Annotated in this window: 23 protein-coding genes; 9 read left to right on the plus strand and 14 right to left on the minus strand. The window is 39.7% G+C overall.

What is annotated here, in order from left to right; all coding sequences use genetic code 11:
- Positions 1–50: 50 nt before the first annotated feature.
- Positions 51–1,910 (minus strand): XylR N-terminal domain-containing protein, encoded by a 1,860-nt coding sequence (locus PH210_RS19590; RefSeq protein ID WP_289987870.1) that lies wholly within the window; start codon positions 1,908–1,910, stop codon positions 51–53.
- A gap of 168 nt (positions 1,911–2,078) precedes the next feature.
- A complete protein-coding gene (locus tag PH210_RS19595; RefSeq protein WP_289987895.1) occupies positions 2,079–3,242 on the minus strand; it encodes a glycerate kinase in 1,164 nt (387 codons plus the stop codon).
- Positions 3,243–3,571: 329 nt separating this feature from the next.
- On the opposite strand from PH210_RS19595, the gene PH210_RS19600 reads away from it, so the two are divergent.
- Together PH210_RS19600 and PH210_RS19605 are read left to right on the plus strand one after the other, a co-directional pair.
- Positions 3,572–3,844, plus strand: coding sequence for a CD3324 family protein (locus PH210_RS19600; RefSeq protein ID WP_289987871.1), 273 nt, complete (start codon positions 3,572–3,574; stop codon positions 3,842–3,844).
- Positions 3,845–4,116: 272 nt separating this feature from the next.
- Positions 4,117–4,770 carry a FusB/FusC family EF-G-binding protein gene (locus PH210_RS19605; protein ID WP_289987872.1) on the plus strand — a complete coding sequence of 218 codons (654 nt, stop codon included), beginning with the start codon at positions 4,117–4,119 and terminating at the stop codon, positions 4,768–4,770.
- Positions 4,771–4,772: 2 nt separating this feature from the next.
- Here the strand turns inward: PH210_RS19605 and PH210_RS19610 are convergent, their stop codons facing one another.
- From PH210_RS19610 to PH210_RS19620, 3 genes are all read right to left on the minus strand, one after another.
- The gene (locus PH210_RS19610; protein WP_289987873.1) at positions 4,773–5,396 is read right to left on the minus strand and encodes an FMN-binding negative transcriptional regulator; all 624 of its coding nucleotides are present in this window, start codon (positions 5,394–5,396) and stop codon (positions 4,773–4,775) included.
- Positions 5,383–6,162, minus strand: a complete 780-nt coding sequence (locus PH210_RS19615; protein ID WP_289987874.1) for a 2-phosphosulfolactate phosphatase — start codon at positions 6,160–6,162, stop codon at positions 5,383–5,385. The genes PH210_RS19610 and PH210_RS19615 overlap by 14 nt, the downstream gene beginning before the upstream one ends.
- 294 nt (positions 6,163–6,456) lie before the next feature.
- A complete protein-coding gene (locus PH210_RS19620) occupies positions 6,457–6,855 on the minus strand; it encodes a hypothetical protein (protein ID WP_289987875.1) in 399 nt (132 codons plus the stop codon).
- Between the two features lie 76 nt (positions 6,856–6,931).
- On the opposite strand from PH210_RS19620, the gene PH210_RS19625 reads away from it, so the two are divergent.
- Entirely contained in the window at positions 6,932–7,312 is a 381-nt protein-coding gene (locus PH210_RS19625; protein WP_289987876.1) for a VOC family protein, read from the plus strand.
- Between the two features lie 52 nt (positions 7,313–7,364).
- On the opposite strand, the gene PH210_RS19630 is transcribed toward PH210_RS19625, so the two are convergent.
- Genes PH210_RS19630 through PH210_RS19645 form a run of 4 tightly spaced genes read right to left on the minus strand, consistent with a single transcriptional unit; the run spans position 7,365 to position 11,400 of the window.
- The gene (locus PH210_RS19630) at positions 7,365–7,520 is read right to left on the minus strand and encodes a hypothetical protein (RefSeq protein WP_289987877.1); all 156 of its coding nucleotides are present in this window, start codon (positions 7,518–7,520) and stop codon (positions 7,365–7,367) included.
- A gap of 14 nt (positions 7,521–7,534) precedes the next feature.
- Positions 7,535–8,767 (minus strand): Ger(x)C family spore germination protein, encoded by a 1,233-nt coding sequence (locus PH210_RS19635; protein WP_289987878.1) that lies wholly within the window; start codon positions 8,765–8,767, stop codon positions 7,535–7,537.
- Positions 8,742–9,851, minus strand: coding sequence for a GerAB/ArcD/ProY family transporter (locus tag PH210_RS19640; protein ID WP_289987879.1), 1,110 nt, complete (start codon positions 9,849–9,851; stop codon positions 8,742–8,744). The genes PH210_RS19635 and PH210_RS19640 overlap by 26 nt, the downstream gene beginning before the upstream one ends.
- Before the next feature lie 7 nt (positions 9,852–9,858).
- Positions 9,859–11,400 carry a spore germination protein gene (locus PH210_RS19645; RefSeq protein WP_289987880.1) on the minus strand — a complete coding sequence of 514 codons (1,542 nt, stop codon included), beginning with the start codon at positions 11,398–11,400 and terminating at the stop codon, positions 9,859–9,861.
- Between the two features lie 306 nt (positions 11,401–11,706).
- Here PH210_RS19645 and guaC point away from each other — a divergent pair, with 306 nt between their 5' ends.
- Complete coding sequence (guaC, locus tag PH210_RS19650) at positions 11,707–12,696, plus strand: GMP reductase (RefSeq protein ID WP_289987881.1); 990 nt, start codon at positions 11,707–11,709, stop codon at positions 12,694–12,696.
- Positions 12,697–12,752: 56 nt separating this feature from the next.
- Here the strand turns inward: guaC and PH210_RS19655 are convergent, their stop codons facing one another.
- Positions 12,753–14,054, minus strand: a complete 1,302-nt coding sequence (locus PH210_RS19655; protein ID WP_289987882.1) for an MFS transporter — start codon at positions 14,052–14,054, stop codon at positions 12,753–12,755.
- Positions 14,055–14,181: 127 nt separating this feature from the next.
- Here PH210_RS19655 and PH210_RS19660 point away from each other — a divergent pair, with 127 nt between their 5' ends.
- Both PH210_RS19660 and PH210_RS19665 read left to right on the plus strand, forming a co-directional pair.
- Positions 14,182–15,417 (plus strand): helix-turn-helix domain-containing protein, encoded by a 1,236-nt coding sequence (locus PH210_RS19660; protein ID WP_289987883.1) that lies wholly within the window; start codon positions 14,182–14,184, stop codon positions 15,415–15,417.
- Positions 15,418–15,963: 546 nt separating this feature from the next.
- Positions 15,964–16,452 carry a M15 family metallopeptidase gene (locus PH210_RS19665; protein WP_289987884.1) on the plus strand — a complete coding sequence of 163 codons (489 nt, stop codon included), beginning with the start codon at positions 15,964–15,966 and terminating at the stop codon, positions 16,450–16,452.
- 26 nt (positions 16,453–16,478) lie between these two features.
- Here the strand turns inward: PH210_RS19665 and deoD are convergent, their stop codons facing one another.
- Entirely contained in the window at positions 16,479–17,198 is a 720-nt protein-coding gene (gene deoD / locus PH210_RS19670; protein WP_223589129.1) for a purine-nucleoside phosphorylase, read from the minus strand.
- A 354-nt stretch (positions 17,199–17,552) separates the two neighbouring features.
- Between deoD and PH210_RS19675 the strand changes: the two genes are divergently transcribed.
- Both PH210_RS19675 and PH210_RS19680 read left to right on the plus strand, forming a co-directional pair.
- Entirely contained in the window at positions 17,553–17,972 is a 420-nt protein-coding gene (locus tag PH210_RS19675) for a hypothetical protein (protein WP_289987885.1), read from the plus strand.
- An 85-nt stretch (positions 17,973–18,057) separates the two neighbouring features.
- Complete coding sequence (locus tag PH210_RS19680; protein ID WP_289987886.1) at positions 18,058–18,669, plus strand: HAD-IA family hydrolase; 612 nt, start codon at positions 18,058–18,060, stop codon at positions 18,667–18,669.
- Between the two features lie 36 nt (positions 18,670–18,705).
- On the opposite strand, the gene PH210_RS19685 is transcribed toward PH210_RS19680, so the two are convergent.
- The 3 genes from PH210_RS19685 to nirB all read right to left on the minus strand — a co-directional run bounded on the left by PH210_RS19685 (position 18,706) and on the right by nirB (position 22,434).
- Positions 18,706–19,554, minus strand: coding sequence for a formate/nitrite transporter family protein (locus PH210_RS19685; protein WP_289987887.1), 849 nt, complete (start codon positions 19,552–19,554; stop codon positions 18,706–18,708).
- A gap of 126 nt (positions 19,555–19,680) precedes the next feature.
- On the minus strand, positions 19,681–20,001 hold the full coding sequence (gene nirD, locus PH210_RS19690; protein WP_289987888.1) for a nitrite reductase small subunit NirD: 321 nt from the start codon (positions 19,999–20,001) through the stop codon (positions 19,681–19,683).
- A gap of 24 nt (positions 20,002–20,025) precedes the next feature.
- Positions 20,026–22,434: a nitrite reductase large subunit NirB gene (gene nirB / locus PH210_RS19695; RefSeq protein ID WP_289987889.1), complete on the minus strand. Its 2,409-nt coding sequence runs from the start codon at positions 22,432–22,434 to the stop codon at positions 20,026–20,028.
- Between the two features lie 417 nt (positions 22,435–22,851).
- Here nirB and PH210_RS19700 point away from each other — a divergent pair.
- A partial coding sequence (locus PH210_RS19700; RefSeq protein WP_289987890.1) for an IS110 family transposase occupies positions 22,852–23,421 on the plus strand: 570 nt, incomplete at its 3' end.

A 23,421-nucleotide genomic window follows, 5' to 3' on the forward strand; every position in this document is an offset into this window, starting at 1 on the left:
ATAAAAAAAAGACCTGCCAGTTGATAACCGGTTGGTCTATAAATAGGAGTCTATTCAATATCAAATTCCCCTAAAGCGATTAACGATTTTAGTATCAGTAATAGCTGGTGAGCTGCATCCGGGTCGCGCAGATCTTTCTCGAGCATACTTTCTATCTTATTAATCCGGTGCCGTAAACCGCTCATAGACAAGGCGAGATCATTCATCGTTTGCTCCAGCTTCCCGCCATTTAACAAGAAATTGTATAATGTTTTAAGGAGTTCAATTGTTTTTGAATCCTTTGTATTATATAAAGGTCCAAGCTCTTGTTCTGCCAGCATTCTTATGCCGCTGATATTTTGGGAGTTAAGCAGTACGCCCACAATTCCTAACGAACGGAATGGCACCACTTTTTTTCTATTAACAAGCCTCAAAGCCATGGTTGCTTCTTCATAATGTTTTGAAACCTTTTTAATATCATCACCAACATTGCTAATTCCAAATTTGAAATCACCTTTGGGGTATTTTTTCATCAAATGGCCATGAAATTCTTTCATTACCTTTTCAATCGTGCTATTTTTCACGGTTTCTTTCGTGATAAAAAATAGAATATTTCCTTCCCGCTGCCCAATTAATAAATTATGTTTTTTATTATTAAAATAGCGAAACGTCGTTTCGAATATTTGTTCTTGGAAAAGGAATTCTTCCTCTATTGAACTTTGACTTTTCTTATATTCCATCACTGCTAGATAAAAAGGCTGTCCCAGGTCAAGCCCCGTGTATTTTCCTCTTTTGATGATTTCACTTTCCGACAGCTTGCCATCTATGATTTGTTCTAAGAAGTTCCCTTTCATTCTTTCAAAAGACTCAAATTTTGTCTTTTCATTTAAGAGAACCAGGGAAGCAGCATTGGCCAAACGGTCGAGCAGCAGGTAATCTTCCTCATGCTGCTCTCTTTGTGTGTTTTCAAAAATAAACGAACAATGACCTAATACTTCCTTTTGGACAAGAATAGGAGTAATAAGCCGTTCTTGGGCATCGGTTTTAATTGTTTTTTTACGAAACCTAGACGCCTTTTCCATTGGGGCATGTTCTTCTAAATATTGCTCCAAATCTGCTTTTAGTTCAAGATATCTTTCTTGAGATACCCCCGAGCAGGCAATGGTTTGAAGGTCGGTTCCTTCAATAATAATTGGAATTTGAACCATGCCGAAAACCTTATCTACAATGGTTTGCAAATTGCTGCCGTTGATAATGGCTTCCGTTAATTTATGCTGAAAATTAGCCAGTCTTGTAACAACTGTTTTCTGCTCCAACAGCTGGTCATAGGTATACTCCAGTTCTTTCACAATCGGAGTTTCATTGTAATAATGAAGGTCCTCTTCATTATCCGCTTCCCATTCTATTTGTCGCTTTATGATCCAGCGGCACTCAGCATCCCCTTTTCCCACACAGGTTACTTCTTTCGCCAGCAGTCTTTCCCCAAATACGGTTGACATAAAGCCGCTGGCATAACCAACAAGTGTATGACATACCTGGGTCTTTGAGATTCCTAATTGTTTAATATGCTCTTCTGCCTCATAAGAATCAACCCACGTACCGGTTGAAAAGAATGATTTTATTTTCCCCTGATCATCCAGTTCAAAGGTGCAATCATGCTGGCTGCCCCTAATATGGCCATTCTCGATATGCAGGATGGGGCCATATTTAATTAAGGCTTTCAACGATGTTTCGGTTTGCATAGCTTCTTTGGCATCGTTCTCACCCATCTCCCAGCCAAAATGAAACAGGAAACCTTTGATTCTTTCATTCCCAATGTTCTTAACTAACTGCTGCTTAAGGATTCCTAATGCGGATGAGGATGTGATAATTTTTCTGTCCTCAACAGCCAATTCATGACTATGATCCTCTTCAGAAAGCTGAATTCTCATACTGACACCCCCGTTTATCATCAAAGTGGAAGCGTAATCATTTTATTGTATTATGAAAAGCGTTATCTATTAAAATGTTATCATATATATAATGAATTATTAATAGTATTCTAAACTAGCAAAAAAAGACAGAGAACCATTTTTGATCTCTCTGTCTTGAAAAAAGAATTATTTAGCTCGCCCAGCCAAAACAGTAAGCATTACCTGCTCTGCCGCTTGCTCTAATAATTCAGCACCGCGTTTCATCGCATCTTCAAGTGACATCGGAGCGTTAATGATGCTGTGCACACTATGGATTCCATGCTGGTAAAGCTTATCAATACCTTTTCCAATAGAACCCGCCAGAACAAAGACGGGAATCCCCCGTTTCTTAGCTTCCTCTGCTACTCCCATCGGTGTTTTTCCAGATGCCGTTTGAAAATCGGTTTGGCCTTCGCCCGTAAACACACACGCAGCTCCATTTAGCTTTTCAGCCAGATTCGTGTATTCAATAACGATGTCGATTCCTCTTTTGGTAGCAGCCGGAAAAAATGCTTGGAAAGCTCCACCGATACCGCCTGCCGCACCGGCACCTGGCCTGTCATGCAAATGTATACCCGTTTTGGCTTCAATCAAATCGGCCCAGTGCGCTAAGTTTCGGTCAAGGATTTCAACCATTTCAGGCGTCGCTCCCTTCTGCTCACCAAACACATGGGAGGCCCCATTCTGCCCGATTAACGGATTTTGAACATCTGTCGCAATTAAAAAGGATGCTTCTGAAATTCTTGAATCAAAATCACAATCCTCAATCACGGAGATTCGTGAAAGTTCAACAGCCCCAAAGCCAATCGGATTTCCCTCAGCATCCAAAAGCTTCATGCCCAAGGCCTGAAGCATGCCAATCCCGCCATCGTTAGTAGCACTTCCTCCGATAGCTAAAATAAAATTACTGCAGCCGTCGTCTAATGCTTTTTTGATTAATTCACCTGTCCCAAAATTGGTCGTCAGCATCGGATTTCGCCTTTCAGGACAGATTAGATTTAATCCTGATGCGGCAGCCATCTCAATGACACATGTTTTGTTATCCCCAAGAATTCCATATGCTGCGTGAACCGGGTCTTGTAGTGGCCCTTTCACGACAACTTCAACCATTCGTCCATTGGTCGCTGCCACCAAACTATCTGCTGTGCCTTCTCCTCCATCTGCAACTGGAACTAAAACGGTGTCTGCCTCCGGCAATGCCTTTTTTATGCCTTTTTCAATGGCCCGTGCTGCCTCTGGTGCGGTTAATGACCCTTTAAATGAATCAGGCGCAATGACGATTTTTACGTTAGTTTCACCTTCCCCCAACATTATCAACTTAAATTTATTATAATCCTCAAACACTGCTCCAACATCGGTAATAGCTTGGCTTTGGCAGATAAAATAGAAAGACACTATAGGATTTCTGCATTAATATTATTATAATTAAAGTAATTAGAATTGTGGGGGTGTTCTTTTCATGGGGAATCAATCTCGATTGCCTGGTACTCCAGCGACTCATGCAAAGCCTAGTATTGGAAAGGCGATACTTTGCATGGGGCGGAAATAAATCTAAAAAATCGCCCAGGTAGGTAATATTTCTAATATGTGGCTTTGCACCTTATTTTCTTTCGATTTTAAAAATAAGGGGCTGGTTATCCATGAAATATGTCAATGCAAGCAATATTTTACCTGAACATCTCATTGCAGAAATTCAAAAATATGTACAAGGGGAAACCCTCTATATTCCTAAGCCAGAAACAGCTTACCAAAAATGGGGCAGCTGTTCCGGAGGGAGAAAGTTAATTGATGAGCGGAACGCTTCGATTAAACGAGCATTTAAAAGCGGTCGCAGTATTGATCAATTAGCTGAAGAGCATTTCCTTTCTATAGAAACAATTAAGAAAATTGTCTACTCACGTAAAAAGCACTGATGGTTCGGTGCTTTTTTTATGTATGCTATTTTCGCATAAATTGTTGTTTTTCGTATAAGTTTATCAACCCGTATAACTAGAAGCGTCGTGGCATCTTTTCGTAAGCACTTTTGCGAAAATTGCCGTGAAACTTAGTAAATGAACCTTATTAGGTTCCAAAAGCAACAAAGTTTACGAAAAGAGCCTTATGTATTGTTTGCTTCTTAATCGCCTTCTCCCTATTAATGATTGTGTCATTCTTTTAAAATAACCGTAGTGAGGTGGACTGTATGATGGAAAAATTTATTAAAAACGAACAATTTAATTTTATAAAAAAGCAAGTGGCGGAAATCAAGGACAGCTATAAAAAGAATTCCGACCCTACTGTCATTCTTGCCGTAAAGGAACTGGCAAACGCGAAGATCATGGAACTTTTTCCTTTTATAACACAAGAACAAACACAAATGCTGGACCTATCAAAAAGGAAAACGGATTTTGAGTTTGACCAATACATTCAAGAGTTATCTCCGTATCTGCTTCCGTTTCCTCAGCTGACTGATCAGCAAATTAAAAAGATGTTTCCAAAAGCCAAAAAACTAAAAGTACCTGAGTTAGCAAAACTCAATCGTGAACAAATAACCTATTTTAGCTGGACGGATATCAGTACGAACAAAAAGTATATTATTTATGAGCTAAATGAGAAGATGATAGGAATTGAGTGCAAATATACCTTATTAAGCAAGGAAAATGTTTGTTCCTTCTGTAATCGTTTTGGTCCGGTCGCCTTTATATCAACGGTAACAAAAGCCAAACTGGCCAAAAATCCAGATTACTATAAAGCTATTGGAAACTACATCTGCTTTGATAGTTCTGAATGCAACGGAAAAATAACTAACGTGGACTATTTGACGACTTTTTTAAAAGAGTCATTAGGGGAACCTTGCTAAACCTATAGCAAGGTCCTTTTTTCCAGATTATTCTTCATAAGGTCTGCAATTTGTTGATTTTGCGGATCTGAAGTCTTTTCTAATTGCTGAATAACTAATTCTTGGCGGTCGACAGAATGATTTTGACTTAATTTCGCTTTGCCCTCTATTTTATCAATCTTAATTTTAAATCCTACGATTCCCTTACTCATCCCCTCGATAAAATTGGCATCTACATCGTTTAATTGATAGGAACTATCTGGCTTTTCATATTTAGTAACCATATCTGCTAACGAGTCGAGAAGTTCTTGGCTATCTTCTACTATTTCCATTTCGCCATATACATGAACGGCAACATAATTCCAAGTCGGGACAGCCTGATTAGATTCGTACCAGGACGGAGAAATATAGCAGTGCGGACCTTGAAAGATAACAAGAATCTTTTGATTTACGATATCCTTCCACTGACCATTTGGACGAGCAAAATGACCGTATAAGTGCTTCTTTTCTTTGTCTAAAATTAACGGCTGGTGCGTGGCATAAGGCTCCCCATAATGCAGGGAGATCAGGGTAGCAAAGCTGTTTTTTTCAATAAAGTCATAAATTGTTTCTTCATCTTCGATTTTGAAGTGTTTAGGTATATACATTTACTTCGCTCCATTCTTTGAAATCTAGAAAATGATCAATATTAAGGATTGGAACCGTTTGATAGGCATTGAGGCCGCTGCAATGGATGACATCGGCTTCAAAGCCCCGGCCTCGCAATTCCCGGCCGCTTCCACATTCCCAAATCAACTCTTTTAATTTTGGCGTAGCATGTTGGAACGCATAAATACAAACCTCTGCTTCCGGTGACTTTTTGCCTTCTAAATAATTAAGAATCGCACCGGCGCCTAAATAATCTTCGATTGCTGGACGAAGAGTATCTTCATTATTTTGTACGTCGCCCCATTGTTCTCCGCAAGGGATAACCGTAATACTTGCTCTTGTTTGTTTTCTTAATTGATTAGCTGCAGAGGCAACTGCTTCTGCATTCAGTATGGAACCGATTAATAGTGCAGGAACCATAGAAGCAGCCCAGGTACAAAATGCTCCATTAAGTGAAGATAAAACAAACTTCTTTTTATGATGGTGCTCGTTGAAAGAAACAGGTGAAAGAGAGGGTTGACTTAGCCTAGCGGCTTCAGCTCTTCCTAACAAGTATTTCGCACCAATTTTTTCAGCATATTCTTTTCCATCTAAATTAGGTGGAAATGGATAGATGATGGCACCATTCGTTAATGCGGAAATGACCGTTGATGAAAAGCTAAGAACATCCACGATGATGACAATATCCCCTCTATCCGCAGCTTCTCGTGCCCCCCTCCTTCCCCATTCAACACGACATTCATAAGGAGATTGATCAAACCACATATTCCCCGCCTCTTTTTAGCTTTGACTTTTAATTGTTTTTGCATTTACTTCAGCTTATCACGGGGCCATATTATGTATTCAATTTTGCTAAAGCGATTACCTGTCTTTGCAACATACTTTCTATTAATCTATGTTTTATTATGTATTAGGACAACTTTTAGATTGGAAAAGCGAAAACTGTTTTCATGGGGTTTTCATGGGGACAAGAGGTCAATGAACGGACGTTTCAATCAAACTTAAATTGCAATATCTGTCCTCATAAAGTTGATTAGCAACCAGAAATCGTAATAAAAATTAAAGAGGCTCCACTTTAACTTTTAGGTCTTTATAAATTTCATCAACGATCGGGTAAATAGCAGGTTCTGTATAGTAGTAATTCTCATTTACTTCTGTGAGCGTGAATTGAAAGGGGTCTTCACCCTTTTGAAAAAGAGTAATAGAATAGCGCCACCCCACTCTCTTATCCTGATTTTTTTCGGGAATGAATTTTACGTCGCTGATCCTATTTAAAAATTCCTCTATAACAGGAGGATCTGTGATCGTTTTTTTATTCCCGTTACTTCCATCTACTATTACTACCTTATTTACAGTTTCCAGATCTTTTTCGTAAAATTGTGGTAACGTCTTTGTTTCTAAACCGCATCCAGCTAATATCAACATAGAAAAAATGCTTACAAACATTAAATATTTCATCATCCCACCCCCCTGCTTATTAGACGTTAACCTTATTTTTCAAGTTGCAAAAATCCCAGCAAAAGGAAGGAATCCAATGAATAATCAAATCCACAGCTCCTTAAAAGTATTGCTAGTTTCAGATTTAGAAAAATCAAAGGCCTTTTACAGGGATGTTCTCGGGTGTGAGGTTACCGATTGGTGGGCCATTCGGGATGGATTAACTGGATTAGGGGTGAAGCTGCTTCAAGCAATATCGCCTGAGGACGTTTATCCCAACAGAAAGCCAGCTCCTGATATCTACTGCTATGTAGAAAATTGGACAGCCCTTGATGAGCTTTATGAGGAATTTAAGGCAAAAGGAGCCAAGATGGTTGTCGAGCCTTGGATTGACCCTGAATCAGGACCTTGGAAGGAGTTCGCTCTTGTTGATCCAGACAACTATTGCTTAGCCTTCGGTGGCACCAACGGAAAATAGTTTCTTATAAAGAAAAACAGAATCATCATGTTATTCTGCTTTTCTTTCACTTTTAAAATATCGAAAAAAATGGAAGGACAATAAGGGAAAGCGTAAGAAAAAAGACAGCAACGGCCCCCATTTTTTGTTTTTCCTTCCATAAGGTCATGCCAAAACCAAACGTATACAATGCAATAATCAACAAAACGATGATGATCGCTGTATTCAACCGAATCGCCCGCCTTAATGTTTTTTTGTGGTTTTCCCGAAATCAACAATTTCGATATCTGAATTCACCTTTATGTCAGCATTAAGAAACGATTTATTCCAATCAAACTTTTTATATTCTGGAATCGTTCCAAAATATTTTCGGGCATATATAGCTAATGGAAATGGCACTCCTTTTAGTTGGGTCTGAGATTTTTTAAACAGGTCATCATTTACCTTTTTAATATGTTTTGCAATGTGTTTTTTGAGAATTTGCTGGTTTTTTTTCTTTGTGTAGTCGACCATTGACGGATTGGACATAATTTCAATTTTTACCGGTACCGTAATAAAAATTTTGGGCTTCAATCCCTTTAAATTCATTTTTACTTTATTGTCTTCTGTTTTCATGATTCGGGCAGCAAATTGTTTCTTTTCATCTGAAAAAGGGTCAGGAATATCTATCAATACATCTTTGATGTTTGTTGTATCATCCAAAATATTGACAGTCCGTGTTTCTTGTCCTGTCAATTTGCCAATCATAACACCCTTCTTAAAGACTGCAGCCCCTATAAATTGTGTATCATCAAGCTCGCCAGTAGCAGCGACCTGGCCTGCAAGGTACTCATCTTCTCCTTTCACATTAGGATTCTTACCCACTTCAGCGGATGTGTTCATCGCCAAAAAGAGATCGGTTCCTCTTTCATAAGCTGTGAAAAATCGAAAGAGAGTGGAATCTGGAATGAGTCCATTATCAACCCCATGTTGGACCATATATTGAAAATATTTATGTGGTCTTGTTTCCATTTTTGGATGGTTTTTTTTAAAATAGGCCTTTGCCTTTTCCTTAGAGACGGCTAAGTAACTATTCAGGCGAATTTCCTTATCTTTTAATACATCGGAAATCGTCGCAATAAAGTCTTTTTCTTTTGCAAAGTCCTCTGAAACAACAATGATCTTTAATAGGTCATAACTTATTTTACGAGAGATAATGGCATTAGCTGTCCCTTTCGCTGCAATAAAATCATTGGCATTAAATGAGATAATTTCCCGTGGTTTTTCTGTTGACCCCCCGCCGCCCTGCATACTGCCTACTTCAGGATTGGCAAGCAGCATCGTAACAATGATTTTCCCTTCATGTTGAGAACGGTCAAGACCGAGTCCAATTACATAGGCTTTATCTTCTAATTCTTCTCGATCCCAGCAGCCTGTTAATAAGCAAACAATGGCTAAAAGCCAGAATGCCTTATACCATTTCCTTGTTGTTGGCATGTTTAAATTCTCCTTTTAACCATGCGGTCAGCCATAAAATAATAGAAATCAACGCAAAGGATGGTCCAACTACATTTGTAATAATAGGTTTAATTACCAAACCAACATCAAAAGGGGTTTCAGGAATGCTTCCTATCAATAAATAAAGCGTTGCAATTGCGGGAATTAAGTATTCATAGTCTTTAATTTTAAAAATATGGCAAAACATTTGTACATTAATGTACAAAAATGCTGTGAAACGAATAAATGCCCCCATAATCCAAATGACGAAAAAGAAGATTTCAACATTTGGGAGATAACTCCCTAGAGAAATATAACGGATTTCTGAGTGGAACGGATAGGCAATTCCGCCTAAGGATGTATCAAACAGGCTGATGAAAACCAGTACAACAGCAGATATTTGTATACAGACGCAAATATAAGCAACCCAAGTGCCCTTAAGAAAATCTTTGGTTGATTGAAAATTAGGAATTAACATGGCAAACAGAAAAAAATCAAGAAATATATACAAACTTTTTGAGGAGCCCTTTAATATCTCTAATTTTCCTGGACCCCAAAAGGGAAATATTCCTTGAATATTACTATCTTGAAAACTTAATATTAACGCAATAATCAAGGACAATACGGCATAGTAAACGACCAGATAAGCGGCAGAACCAATATGCTGAATTCCTTTTTTCGCCCCATATGCACATACTAGCATTAATATGGAATAGATGATTAGGTTAGGAGTTGTCGTGAAATAAAACGTCCTAATAATGTTTGTATACGTTCGTGTATCAATCGAAATGATTGAGGAGCTGATAATAAAGATAATAAAGCAGACAATCGATCCTATATATTTACCGAATAATTTTTGAATAATAGAAAATAGGTTTTGATTTTGATACAGCATCATGGTTTTTACTAATAAAAACAGCGGAATAAAAAAGATTCCAGCCGATATCAACGGAATCATCCATCCAGCACTTTGGACCATACTATACAGAGCAGTTGGTAAATCTCCGGTGGGTTTCGTCCCAACCATTAAAATAACGATCGACACATATTCGCGAATACCTAGTTTTCCAGACTGCTGACTCATATTATTTTTATCCCTTTCTTTGTCTTACCAGATCCTTTGGTTTTAAATATCCAGGACGAAACCTTTCTTTAAATGGAACATGACGGACGATTAAGTCCTTTGAAGAAATGGAATGCGGCGTCATCGGAGCAAAGTAAGGAATCCCAAAAGACTTTAATGATACTAAATAAAATAGGGAGGCCATAAAAAAAGCAGTGGCTCCATAAATGCCCAAAAATCCTGCCGCAAAGATAAACAAGAAGCGGGCTAATCGTATCGCGAAATTCATGCTAATATCACTAATAATAAATGAACTTAAGCCGCTTAGAGCGATGACGATGATTACAATCGGACTGATGATATTCGCCTGCACTGCTGCTTGTCCCAAAATTAAGGCACCTACAATCCCGATAGTAGGGCCGATTGGGGATGGCACTCGTAATCCCGCTTCTCGTATCAGTTCAAATGCCATTTCCATCATTAAGATTTCAATAATAGAGGGTAAAGGAACCCGCTCCCTTGTTCCTGCAATCGCCATTAATAAATCGGGAGGAATCATCCCTACATGATAATTTGTTATGGCAATATAAAGAGATGAGGTAAAAACGGCGACAAATAAAGCAGCAAACCGCAAAATCCGAATGAAATTCCCATACGGTGTCCGAAGGTAATGATCTTCCGGTGAATGAATCAACGACCAAAAGGTTGCTGGCATAATCAGGCAACTGGGTGAATTGGACATTAACAAAATGATGTGACCTTCTTCAATGTATGAGGCTGCCCGGTCTGGACGCTCGGTATATAATATGGTTGGAAATAAAGATCTCGGCCGTTCCTCTAGATGTTGTTCTAATATACTCAAATCGAGAATCTTATCAGAATCGATGGAGTCTAACCGTTCCTTTATCTTTTGAAGGAGTTTATCATTCACTAAATCTTTTTCATAAACAAGAAACACATCGTTTCTAGAACGTTTCGAAATAACCTTAGACTCAACAATCAGATTTTCATTTTTTATCTTTTTCCGAAGTAAGCCAATATTATCGGCCACTCTTTCGTTAAAGGACTCTTTTGCTCCTTTTACGATGATTTCATTATCAGTCTTTTCAATTCCGCGTCCTCGAACTTTTGTTGTCTCAAATATATAACACTGAGAATCGCCATCTATAAAGAGGGCCGTTACTCCACCGCAAATATAGTCCGTAATTTCCCCAATATTAGCAGCTGTTCTTTCCATGGGGTAGGAAATGATATCTGCAATATTTCCAGAAGGCACCTGATTTTCAATAAGTTTTTCTACAATGCTATCCTGAATACTTTTATGGTCTACCATCGTACTAATAAAAATGATAAAGGCACGGCGATTTAGGGATCGAATGGTAAACTCTCGAACCTTAATATCCGTATTTTGTGGATAGCTAAAAATAGATTTAAATGTTGTTAAACTTTGTTCATAGTGTGTGGAAATATCTTGTTCTTTTAACTGAATTTCTAGTTCGTTTGACTTTTCATTATATGGAGGGGTTTTATTGAGCTCATTGAAAAATGTCTTAAATAACCTTTTCTTCATAAGGACCCCTCCAATTTTTATATAGTTTTCCATCTTAAGGTACCTTTATGTATCATAATCAAGCACTAAATTGTAAATTTGTTTTCATCTTTATTTAACAGGTCTTTCATATTTTATTAACAATCTAGCGATATAGTATATATAGCGGGGATAGCATGCGTGGCTATCACGGTATTTTGGCGAAGGAGGAGCCGATACCAGTAATACTTTTAAACCGATCAATGTATAAGTCCCATTGAAACCGAAAAACCTATCTTTGTTTGAGACAAAGGTTTATTTTCTATTTGGTTTTGATGGAGGACAGCTATGGAAAATGTATTTGATTATGAGGATATTCAATTAATACCAGCAAAAAGTGTGGTGAATAGTCGTTCTGAGTGTGATACGACTGTGTCATTAGGCGGGCATACCTTTAAGTTACCTGTAGTTCCAGCAAATATGCAGACAATTATAGATGATAAAATAGCCACTTACTTAGCGGAAAATGGTTATTTTTATATCATGCATCGTTTTGAACCAGAAAAGAGGATCGATTTTATTAAAGAGATGAAATCGCGCGGATTATTTTCCTCTATTAGTGTCGGTGTCAAGGAAGGTGAGTATCCTTTTATCCAGCAATTAGCTGACGAACAGCTCACACCAGAATTTATAACCATTGATATTGCTCACGGTCACTCCAATGCCGTAATTAAGATGATTAAGCATATTAAATCCCTTCTGCCTTCTAGTTTTGTGATTGCAGGAAATGTCGGTACTCCAGAAGCAGTAAGAGAATTAGAGAATGCTGGGGCAGATGCGACAAAGGTAGGAATTGGCCCGGGAAAGGTATGTATTACGAAAATTAAAACTGGATTTGGAACGGGAGGCTGGCAATTAGCTGCTCTTCGCTGGTGTGCTAAGGCTGCAAGTAAACCGATTATTGCAGATGGAGGGATCCGCACCCATGGTGATATCGCCAAATCTATTCGATTTGGCGCAGCTATGGTGATGATTGGTTCATTATTTGCCGGACATGAAGAATCTCCCGGAGAAACAATTGAGGACGAAAAGGACGGAAAGCTCTATAAAGAATACTTTGGATCTGCCTCTGAATATCAAAAAGGGGAACGAAAAAATGTCGAAGGCAAGAGAATTTTAGTAGAGCACAAAGGTTACTTAGCTGATACGCTGAAAGAAATGGAACAAGACCTTCAATCCTCTATTTCCTATGCAGGAGGCAACAAGTTAGAAGCTATCCGCCTTGTAGATTATGTCATCGTTAAAAATTCCATCTTTAACGGTGATAGGGTCTATTAGATTTCAATAGAGATGAGCAAGATTCTTTTTCTTGCTCATCTTTTCATTTGCCTCTCCTAATAATTACGAGCCACTTCACCGCTGACACTCTTCTCCTCGCTAAGCTCCGGATGAGCCTTCCTAACAACGGATGGTCTTGCAAGAATCAGAGTCACGACGAGGAAAAGGCAAGCCGAAAGCAGAAGTATCCATTGAGCAGGGAAAATATCATACAAAAAGCCGTACAACACCATTCCTAACGGCATTAAGGCCATTGCCATTGTTTCCACAATGGAAAACACGCGTCCTTTAAAATCATCCTCAATCTGCTTTTGCAGCATCACCTGAATAGGAGTATTAACAGTGATAATCAAAGTTCCTAAACCAAACATGATGATCAAATAATAACCAAATACCGCGGTGCCAGACATTGAGATGAGGATGGGGACTGCCGCTCCACCCATGATAATTCCCATTCCGATAAAGGCTCGTTTGGCTAAACGAAACGGAAATTTAACTTCTTTTCTGACTGAAAAATAAACGGACAATACTAGCATTCCGATCGCAAATGCCCCTTGGGTAAAGCCAAAATTCCTGGAAGCCATTTTCAATTTTTCAATAAGGATGAAGGAATAGCCGACCTCGTAGGCACCAAAGAGGAAATTAATTAACAGTGCCATCCAGATGATGGTAACGATTAATGAATGCTGTTTCAAATAATGAATTCCAGCCTTCATGCTTTGCCACATCGATTCTTTCACTTCCCCCTTTACCTCCTCTTTCCTGTTGGCAAACAAGGTAAAATTCATTGTTGACTCCAACAAAATGGCGATGATGGATGCGCCCATATAGGTAATAAGGAAAACCGGCATGGATACAGCACCATAAAGAAGTCCTCCCACAGCCGGACTGGCAATGGCGGCAAAGGAGATCGACATTTGATTCAACGACATCGCTTTTTGAATTCGTTCCTTGTCAACAAGCCCTGTTATTGATGAGGTAAACGCCACTCCTGAGAACATTGAGGTAAGTGACAAAATACAAGAAGTCGTATATACGGCTGCCAAGGATAAGCCCGATGTTACGGTTACAGTGAGCAGCCCGGCTATGGCTAAGGTTGTCGCTGCTTGTGAAGTAATGGCAATTATTTTTCGCGAATATTTATCCGTTAAGTAGCCAGCAAAAGGAGCTGCAAGGGTTCGCGGCAGTATATTGCAGATAAGATTGGCAGCAAAACTCGTGGCCGATCCTGTTAGTTGTAAAATATAAAAACTGACAGCAAAGGAATATATTTGCGCTCCAAAGGAAGAAATCAGCTTGCTTATTGTGAATGTCCAGAGATGATACGTGGCTTTTTTTAGCCTTAAACGGTCCTCCATCATCAAATCCACCCCAAAAGTTTAATTTAATTAAACAAATCATAACATGGAGGCCACTTCCATTTCAAGAAAAAGTTTAATATAATTAAACTAATTAATTAATTTGCCTAGGGAAGTGCTTATTGGAATGTTAGGAGAACGAATTCGGGAAATTAGAAAAAGGAAAAAGATGACGCTTGAGGCGCTGGCTGGCGAGGAACTCACAAAAGGAATGCTCAGTTTAATTGAAAATAATAAAGCAAAGCCTTCAATGGAAAGTTTAGCCTATATCGCAAAACGTCTCGGGGTAGAGGTCACTGAACTTTTAGAAGAGGTAAGTTCGCTTGAATTAAGAGAAGTGTTAGAAAAAGCGGAGAAATTATATAATGTGAAACTTGATAAATCACCTGAAAGGTATCGACAGATTGCAGCCCTCATTGAACCATATATTGAGAATCTCTCAAATGGATATGAGTCTGCCCGATTATTGGATATATATAGCCGTTGTCTTTATCATGACAAAAAAGAGGGCTGGCGGGGGCTTTCCAATCGGGCTGCCATCATGTACGATGAGATGATGCTAACGGCAAAACGGGCCAGTATTGGCATCTTCCGTGCAATCGTGAAATTCCTAGAGCATGATTATTCTGAAGCATTATCCATATTGTTGTCAGAGCGGGCTGAACTTGAAGCAAACCATGCTTACATCGACCCGATGACCCGTGTGGACCTAGATTACAATGAAGCGATTTTGCATTTCGCTGTCGGAGATTCTGATTCCGCCACAGCTGTGATGGAAAGTGCCATTGATTTTTCAAAAGAGCACCGAATCTTCTATCGGATTGATGATTTATACAGGCTTGCTGCAGCACATGGCGAGATGACCCGCGATGAGGATAAAAAACGGCATTTTACGTTGAAGTTAAAGCAATATGGTGAATTTGCTGATGATACATTTTCACTTGTGTTTTATGATGTTTTTACGGTTATGTCGCTTATTTCTGAACAGAAGGCTTATGCCGAAGCGTTAATTATCATTGATGACTATTTATCGGACCCGAAATTGGCGGATAACTTTGAAGATTTATTTTTCCTTGAAAAAGGAAAAGCTTATTACGGCCTTAAACGCTATGCCGAAGCCATTCCATTCCTTGAAAAAGCCAAAACCACGAAATGGGCCCATCATCCGTTTGATTTGTCGCTATTATACATTGCCGATGTATTCAAAGCTCTTTGTTATCACGAACTTGGGAACAGAGACAAAGCCCTTCAAACTTCATCGGAGGCAGTCGAAAATTATCGGCCGCTCCCGGATTCGAAGTATAAGGATTTTGCTAATGAAACGTATAGAATTATTCAGGAGTCCGGGAAAAATTCATGCTAAAGGATATAAGGAGCTCCTCCTAATTACTTGCTAGTAGCATTTTTCTTGCTGATGGGCATTAAGAGACTCTCCTATTTACCTCGAGCCGTCTCTTTTCTTGCTGACGGGCATTAGGAGACTCTCCTATTTACCGCGGGCCGTCTCTTTTCTTGCTGATGGGCATTAGGAGACTCTCCTATTTACCGCGGGCCGTCTCTTTTCTTGCTGATGGGCATTAGGAGACTCTCCTATTTACCTCGAGCGGCCTTATTTCTTGTTGACGGGCATTAGGGGCTCCTCCTAATTACCTCGAGCACCCTTTTTTCCTTGAGAACGGGCATTAGGTCCTTTCTTAATGACCGGAGGCGGCCATTTTTGTCTTATTATCAATACGATGTAAAAATATGAAACAACCACGTTATTTTATTCGTCTTAGAAAGTGTAATAAGTTTTTTACGAAAGGAAACTAAAGAATTGAAGCGGATAGGAAGTTTATCATTCACATTATTACTCATCATATTCACTATCCTATACGTCATTGTGTTTCATAAGGAATCAATTCCTTTTATGGGATCGAATAACAAGCAGACAACGCCTTTACCAACTGATCTCCATCCGGTTGTGAAAGAACGAAGCAATCAATTAATCCAGCAGGCTGCCAAAAAAGGAATTGTACTTGTGATTACAGATGGATTCCGAAGTGCAGAAGACCAGGATCGACTTTTTGAAAAAGGCCGTACTTCTGAAGGAAATATTGTAACGTATGCAAAAGGCGGAGAGTCCTACCACAATTTTGGGCTTGCCATCGATTTTGCGTTAAAGACTCCTGAAGGTAATGTCATTTGGGACATGAATTATGATGGAAATAAAAATGGTGTCGCGGATTGGACCGAGGTGGTTAAAATGGCAAAATCCTTAGGATTCCAATGGGGAGGCGATTGGGCCAAATTTAAAGATTATCCCCATTTAGAAATGGATTTTGGCTTGACGATTGCTGATTTGCAGAATGGAGAAAGACCACCAAACTCATCTTTGACAGCAGACGGCGAACAGTGACAGTCACTGTTCGCCTTTTATAATGGCTAAGCCAATTCCAAAGCAATCTCCATCATATTTGTAAAAGCTACTTGTCTTTCTTCTGGTGTCGTTTGTTCATGTCGAATAATATGATCACTTACCGTTAATATGGTGAGCGCATTAACTCCGGCATAGGCTGCATTCATATAAAGACCGGCCGTCTCCATTTCCACACACAAAATCCCCATCTTCCGCCATTTTTCCAACGCAGTTTCATCGGCATTATAAAAAATATCGCTAGAAAGAACATTTCCGACATGGACTGGAAACCCTTTTTGGTCCGCTGACCTTTTCGCTTTTTCCAATAAGGCAAATGAGGCAATATTGGAGTATTCTCCTGGAAGATTGTATTGATGAACATACCGGGAGTCCGTAGAAGCCCCCATGGCAAAAACGATATCATACAAATTCATAGAGTCTTGGATAGCACCGCATGTCCCAATCCGGATCAAATTTTTCACACCAAAAATATGAATCAGCTCCCAAGAATAAAGACTCATACTCGGCATGCCCATACCTGTTCCCATGACAGATACTTTCTTTCCTTTATACGTTCCGGTAAATCCCAGCATATTACGGACGGAATTGAATTGAACCGCGTCATCTAAATAGGTTTCGGCAATAAATTTTGCTCTTAGTGGATCCCCAGGCAAAAGGATGGTTTCCGCAATCTCTACGCCATTTGGTTTAATATGCGGGGTTTCTTTATGATTAGCTGTGTTCATCTTTGTTTCTCTCCTTTTCATGACCTTTAATAAAACCCTTAAATTTAACAACGCTTACAAATCTATATATTGTGAAAATTTTTTAGTGGGTATACAAATTGTAGTATATGTATTATTATTTTAAATAATAAAAATATTGTATAAACTTTACCATATATCTCACAACATAAAGGATAGACCTAAATTTTGGTGCTATTACTAGAATAACCATTTAAGCCAATTACTCTTCTAATTATGAAGAGTAAGAAGCCTCTTCTTTCGTTTAGGAGAGGTTTTTTCAATTAAAACGGATTATACCAAATACTTCAAGGTATTACATTTTTTGAAATAATTTAGTTAGAGGGGTGAGGACAATTGGAATCAGTTGAAAAAAAGCGGTTTTCTACGAAAGGTCTGTGTACTGTAGAAGGATGCTGTGAACCTATTAAAGCTCGGCAGCTATGTAATAAGCATTACGTGCGAATGAGAAGAAGAGGGAATACGGATACCATTAGGGTAGAGGCCCGCTCGGTTGACCATTGTCTGGCAATAGATTGTACCAAGCCCTACTTTGCCAATGGTTACTGCGAACACCATAACTATATTTACAAAAAAATAGGCTATCCACACACACCCAAGGAAATTAAATTATGCGGGGTTGAAGATTGTTTTAATTATCATTTTCTTCGAGGGCTCTGTGAAGTCCACTACTACGAGTGGATGTCTAACCTAAAAAAATTTCAGTTTGACCAGCAGCCTAAGAAAGAAAAAGAGAAAGCTGGAATAGGTAAGTAGAAAATATTATCACACTATCGTCACAAGATCCTTTAGATAAACCTCAGTTGATTTTTACATTATGACCTTTCTATAATGAGTAGTAATGAAATTGAAGAGAGGGATTCATATTAATATTTTGTGGGACTTCGACGGGACTCTTTTTGATACTTATCCAGCCCTTGTCGAAGGATTTATTAAATTAAGCCAGCAAGAACTAGACCGAACTGAAGTGCTGAAATGGTTAAAAAAAGATTCCTTAACAGCTTTTAAACATTATGGAATTTCTTTAGAGCTTAGAGCAGAATATCAAAAGCTGCATAACTATTACTCGAAAACACACAGTGTTCCATTTGAACACTTGGCAGATGTATTATCGGCCGTTGATAACAATATTATTGTGACTCATCGCGATAAAGAATCTACTATCTATCTCCTTGAAAAATACGATTTAGCCAAATACTTTAAGGAGATTGTATCCGTTGAAGAACAAGGATTTACGAGAAAGCCTCATCATTCTTCCTATGAGTATGTTCTAAAAAGCCACCATATTGATTTGGTTGTGGGCGACCGCGACTTAGATTTAATTCCAGCTAGGCATTTAAATATCAAAACCGTTGCCTTTCAGAATCATAATATAGAAGCAGATTTTCATATCGACAATTATGCTGATTTTATTTCCGAAGTCCTTACCCACTTCCATAAAAAGCCCCTTTGATTTTTTTAACAAGGGGCTTTCGATTGAAGCTCTCTATCAACCTTGCTGTGGACTTGTAAGGGGGGCCGTCTTCTTGGCCATATCCAACACCTTTTTAGTCTCGGCTTTCCTGTGTGTATAATACAAGGCTGCCCCAGTAAATAAAAACCCGCTAACCAAATTCCCCGCTAAAACTGGAATTTGATTCCATACCCACCAATCTGTGAAGGTAACATTAGCACCAAGCATCATCCCCGCTGGAATGACAAACATGTTCACAACTGCATGCTCAAAGCCCTGGGCAAAAAAGATTAAAATTGGCAGCCACATAGCTGCAATTTTTCCAATGACCGACTTGGTAGTCATCGCCATTACCGCTCCCAATGTCACCATCCAATTACATAACATCGCTTTAACAAACACAACAATGAATCCATCAACCCCAAGACTTTTATAGCCAACGGTTTTGGCCTGTGATACGGCGATAATTTTTGCTGCAACAGCATTATCGGTCACATGCCCAAACTGTGTGGAGGCAATTGTAAACAGCCAGGCATAAAAAACTCCTCCAATTATATGACCAACAATAACCCAAAACCAATTATTAATCATTTGCCAAACGGTTACCCGTTTGTCCATGACGGCAACCGGAATCAGCGCAAAACTGCCCGTTACTAATTCCAACCCCAGCAGGATGATGAGGACAAAGGCAGCTGGAAAAAGAATCGCTCCTGCGACCCCCATTCCAGTTTGCAATTCTGCCGAATAGGCTAAAGTTGTTCCAAACCCAAGAAACGCTCCCGCCAACGCCCCGCGAATCAATAAATCCTTTATCGGCAGTTTGGCTTTCGCTTCCCCTGCCTGAATCATGTTTTCTACCACTTGATTAGGGCTTAGTAATGACATTCTTTCACTCCCTTTTTTATTCGCTTGGCTTTGTTATACTTGGCCGTTGATTTGCGCTCCAGGCGCTTCGCTTTCCGCTCCAATCAACAGGGTTTCAAAATCAACATTGCCTTTAAACAAAGCCATTCAGTTTAGAAAAATAAATACTTGGCCATCTCTGACCTCGACTGGATAGGATTGAACACACCCTACATCTGGTGCTTGCACTCTTCCATCCAGCACGCTGATTTTCCAATCATGCAAAGGACAGTAAACAAATTCCCCGCTAACGATTCCTTCCGCCAGTACTCCGCCCTTGTGAGGACAGCGATTTTCAATAGCATGAATTTTTCCATTTTCCAATTTAAAAACAGCGATTTCTTTTCGGCCAATCGTAACGGTTTTTCCAAGCTTTTGCGGTAAATCTTCCGCTTTTCCGATCAATATAGGACGTAGTGTTTTTTCCATTTTTCTTTCCCCTCCAATAATCCGTTATTTCGTTTCCACCGGGAGTTTCAAAGATTCATAGAGGTCTTTTAACAGTGTTTTGTCCTGAATGGCTTTCTTCCAAGGTTCTTGAACAACAGACAATGCTTCTTCCATTCGCATCATTAATTCTTTCACTGTATTTGGATTGGAGAGTACTTCCCGAATATGATCAAGCCCTAAACGCTCGACCCATCCTGAGGTTCTTTCTAAATAATGGGCCGTTTCTCGGTAATATTGGAGGAACGCACTAATCATTTCTTCAAGCTCATCCCCCGTTTTAAATTTAAATAAAAGATCCGCTGAACGGAGATGCGTCCCGCCGTTTCCGCCTACATACATTTCCCAAGCCCCGTCGACACCAACAACACCAACATCTTTAATTCCACTTTCAGCACAGTTACGCGGACAAGCGGAAACAGCCATTTTGACCTTGTGGGGGGTATTTAGCCCTTCAAATTTCTTTTCCAGACGAATCCCCATTCCAATGGAATCTTGTGTACCAAAGCGGCAGAAGTTTTCACCAACGCAGGTTTTAACGGTTCGAAGTCCTTTGGCATAGGCAGAACCGGAGGGCATATCCAAATCAGCCCACATCTTCGGTAAGTCCTCTTTTCTTACACCAAGTAAGTCAATGCGCTGGCCCCCTGTAACCTTAATCAGTCCTACCTTGTATTTATCTGCAACATCAGCAATTTTTCTTAGATCATCTGCAGTCGTCACTCCTCCATACATTCGTGGAACGACCGAGTATGTGCCATCCTTTTGAATATTGGCATGCATCCTTTCATTCACATAGCGGGCTTCTTTCTCATCATTGTAATTTAATGGGTAAATCATTCCTAAGTAATAATTTAATGCCGGCTTACATTTCGAGCAGCCATCCGTTCTCCAATCAAGCACATTCATAACCTCACGAATATGTGTCAAACCCTTTTCACGGATTTCCTGCAAAATCTCATCTCTAGATAGATCAGTACATCCGCAGAGGGCTTCCTTTCGGTCAGCTTGATATTGATCACCAAGGGTACATTGTAAGAGGTCCGCTACAAGTGATTTACATCCTCCGCAGGAGCGTGAAGCATTGGTACAGCCCTTTACTTGGTCTACTGTTGTCAATCCTTTCGTTCGGATGGCATCCACGATGGCACCTTTTGTGACGCCATTGCAGCCGCAAATGAGTTCTCCATCCGCCATTGCGGCAACGACACTTTGCTCATTTCCATTACTTACGTCCGTCTCTAAATATTCCTCAATGGCAGATCTCCTTTTAATGAGACTTAATAGACGGTTCCCGTCCTTTGTGTCCCCGAACAAAACAGCCCCAGATATTTTTCCATCTTCGATTAGAACTTTTTTATAAACACCGCGGTAATCATCGTATACTTTGAAGGCTTTCGTGTGTTCGGCCTCATTTATTTTCCCAGCGGAGAAAACATCGACGCCAGATACTTTCAGCTGTGTAGAAAGAACAGACCCCTTGTAACCTTCATCCTCGATGCTGCAAAGTCTTTTGGCTAACACTTGCCCTTGCTGATACAACGGGGCAACTAAACCATAAGCAATGCCGCGATGTTCCGCACATTCCCCAACCGCGTATATATTGGGGACATCCGTTTCCAGGTAGTCATTGACAATAATTCCACGGTCAACGGGAATCCCAGCTTCTATTGCTAAAGAAATATTGGGCTTAATCCCAACTGCCATTACCACTAAGTCCGTCTGAATTTTGGTGCCGTCTTTAAAGCGAAGACCTGTTACTTGTTTTTTCCCTAAAATTTCCGCTGTGTTTTTTTGTAAAAGGAATCTCATCCCCTGTTTTTCTAGTTCTGTTTGCAATAGTTTTCCTGCCGTCTGATCCAATTGACGTTCCATTAAGTAATGATGAATATGGATGACATCCACTTCCATCCCAAGGTTCAATAACCCGCGGGCAGCTTCAAGGCCCAGCAAGCCTCCGCCAATAACCGCCGCTTTCTTATGCTTTTTCGAATATTCAATCATTTTTTCACAGTCTTTAATGTTCCGAAAGGCGGTAACTCCTTCTTTATCTGCTCCCGGCAGCGGCAGCATGAAGGGGTTTGAACCAGTCGCCAAAATCAGTTTGTCATAGGACACAATTCGCCCTTTATCTGTATAAACCAGTTGGTTTTCCGTATCAATGGCCGTAACCGATTCACCCGGATATAAACGGATCTGGTTGTCCTCATACCACTTCCATTCATTCAAGGTGATATCGCGAACAGAGGTACCTCCTTGCAGGACCGTGGAGAGCTGTATTCGATTGTAGTTCGGATAAGGCTCCTGACCAAAAATCGTTATCTCAAACTTTTCCCGGTTAATTTTCAGCACTTCTTCTACTGCTCTAACCCCGGCCATTCCATTTCCGACAAGTACCAGCTTTTGTTTCTTCATGCGTTTCTACCCCCTCCATGTTAGAAAATAAATTGTTTGAATATTTTATAACACGTTAGAAAGTCAATTAACACGAATGTGTAAGTTAATCTGACATACTAATTTTACCGCTTTAATCCCCTAAAGGACCAGCCGGCATTAACCTGACAGCATTGGTAACGCATACAATTCAAGTGGATTTTTTTTAAAATGGCCGTGTTAAAAGCCAATGTTGATTTTTAACACTGTTGATTGGAGCGGAAGGCGCGAAGACTCCTGCGGGAGTACGGGGCAGGGGAGACCCCGGAGGCGCCAAAGCGCCGAGTTATCATGAACGAAACTAGCTCCTACTCGTAAATACGTAGGTTAATTTGGTTAGAATGTTTATTGGAAAAAACAAACCAAATCAGAGCTACATTACGAAAGGAGCTAGTTATTATGAAGGATACCATAAAATATGTAGGTTTAGACGTATCAAAAGAAAAAATAGCTGTTGCGATTGCCGATGAAGGACGAGATGAGCCTAGATACTGGGGCATGATTTCGAATACACCAGAAGCAGTTAAGAAATTGATGAAAAAGATAGGAAACAGTGAGAACTTACGCGTGTGTTACGAAGCAGGTCCTACCGGATATGCATTGTATAGGTTACTCCTAACTTTAAATATTCACTGTACCGTTATAGCGCCATCTTTAATACCTCAGAAACCTGGTGATCGTATTAAAACGGATCGTAGAGATTCCGTTCGATTAGCACAATTATATCGAGCTGGAGAATTAACATCTGTTTACGTTCCTACTCCAGAGGATGAGGCATTACGGGATCTTGTTAGATGTCGAGAGGATGCAAAAGAAGACGAATTAAGAGCTAAACACCGGTTAAGTAAATTTTTACTTCGGTATGATATCCATCCACCATCAGGGGGAAAAAAATGGACCGTCAGGTATTTTAGATGGCTTGACACGTTAAGGTTTGAAAATTCTAAACTAAGAGTGGTTTTTCAGGAG

Origin of the sequence: Paenibacillus sp. BSR1-1 (genome assembly GCF_030403775.1) — a bacterium.
Lineage (GTDB): Bacteria > Bacillota > Bacilli > Bacillales > Cytobacillaceae > Neobacillus.

Bases quoted from the DNA above. Each gene is read 5' to 3' on its own strand.
- PH210_RS19685 (WP_289987887.1), bottom strand. From the start codon at position 19,554: ATGTCATTACTAAGCCCTAATCAAGTGGTAGAAAACATGATTCAGGCA.
- PH210_RS19680 (WP_289987886.1), top strand. From the start codon at position 18,058: ATGAAATTGAAGAGAGGGATTCATATTAATATTTTGTGGGACTTCGAC.
- PH210_RS19615 (WP_289987874.1), bottom strand. From the start codon at position 6,162: ATGTGGTTTGATCAATCTCCTTATGAATGTCGTGTTGAATGGGGAAGG.
- PH210_RS19640 (WP_289987879.1), bottom strand. From the start codon at position 9,851: ATGAGTCAGCAGTCTGGAAAACTAGGTATTCGCGAATATGTGTCGATC.
- PH210_RS19590 (WP_289987870.1), bottom strand. From the start codon at position 1,910: ATGAGAATTCAGCTTTCTGAAGAGGATCATAGTCATGAATTGGCTGTT.
- PH210_RS19655 (WP_289987882.1), bottom strand. From the start codon at position 14,054: ATGGAGGACCGTTTAAGGCTAAAAAAAGCCACGTATCATCTCTGGACA.
- guaC (WP_289987881.1), top strand. From the start codon at position 11,707: ATGGAAAATGTATTTGATTATGAGGATATTCAATTAATACCAGCAAAA.
- PH210_RS19660 (WP_289987883.1), top strand. From the start codon at position 14,182: ATGTTAGGAGAACGAATTCGGGAAATTAGAAAAAGGAAAAAGATGACG.
- deoD (WP_223589129.1), bottom strand. From the start codon at position 17,198: ATGAACACAGCTAATCATAAAGAAACCCCGCATATTAAACCAAATGGC.
- PH210_RS19595 (WP_289987895.1), bottom strand. From the start codon at position 3,242: ATGTTGGGGGAAGGTGAAACTAACGTAAAAATCGTCATTGCGCCTGAT.
- PH210_RS19620 (WP_289987875.1), bottom strand. From the start codon at position 6,855: ATGAAATATTTAATGTTTGTAAGCATTTTTTCTATGTTGATATTAGCT.
- nirB (WP_289987889.1), bottom strand. From the start codon at position 22,434: ATGAAGAAACAAAAGCTGGTACTTGTCGGAAATGGAATGGCCGGGGTT.
- PH210_RS19635 (WP_289987878.1), bottom strand. From the start codon at position 8,767: ATGCCAACAACAAGGAAATGGTATAAGGCATTCTGGCTTTTAGCCATT.
- PH210_RS19625 (WP_289987876.1), top strand. From the start codon at position 6,932: ATGAATAATCAAATCCACAGCTCCTTAAAAGTATTGCTAGTTTCAGAT.
- PH210_RS19645 (WP_289987880.1), bottom strand. From the start codon at position 11,400: ATGAAGAAAAGGTTATTTAAGACATTTTTCAATGAGCTCAATAAAACC.
- PH210_RS19665 (WP_289987884.1), top strand. From the start codon at position 15,964: ATGGGATCGAATAACAAGCAGACAACGCCTTTACCAACTGATCTCCAT.
- PH210_RS19600 (WP_289987871.1), top strand. From the start codon at position 3,572: ATGAAATATGTCAATGCAAGCAATATTTTACCTGAACATCTCATTGCA.
- PH210_RS19610 (WP_289987873.1), bottom strand. From the start codon at position 5,396: ATGTATATACCTAAACACTTCAAAATCGAAGATGAAGAAACAATTTAT.
- nirD (WP_289987888.1), bottom strand. From the start codon at position 20,001: ATGGAAAAAACACTACGTCCTATATTGATCGGAAAAGCGGAAGATTTA.
- PH210_RS19605 (WP_289987872.1), top strand. From the start codon at position 4,117: ATGGAAAAATTTATTAAAAACGAACAATTTAATTTTATAAAAAAGCAA.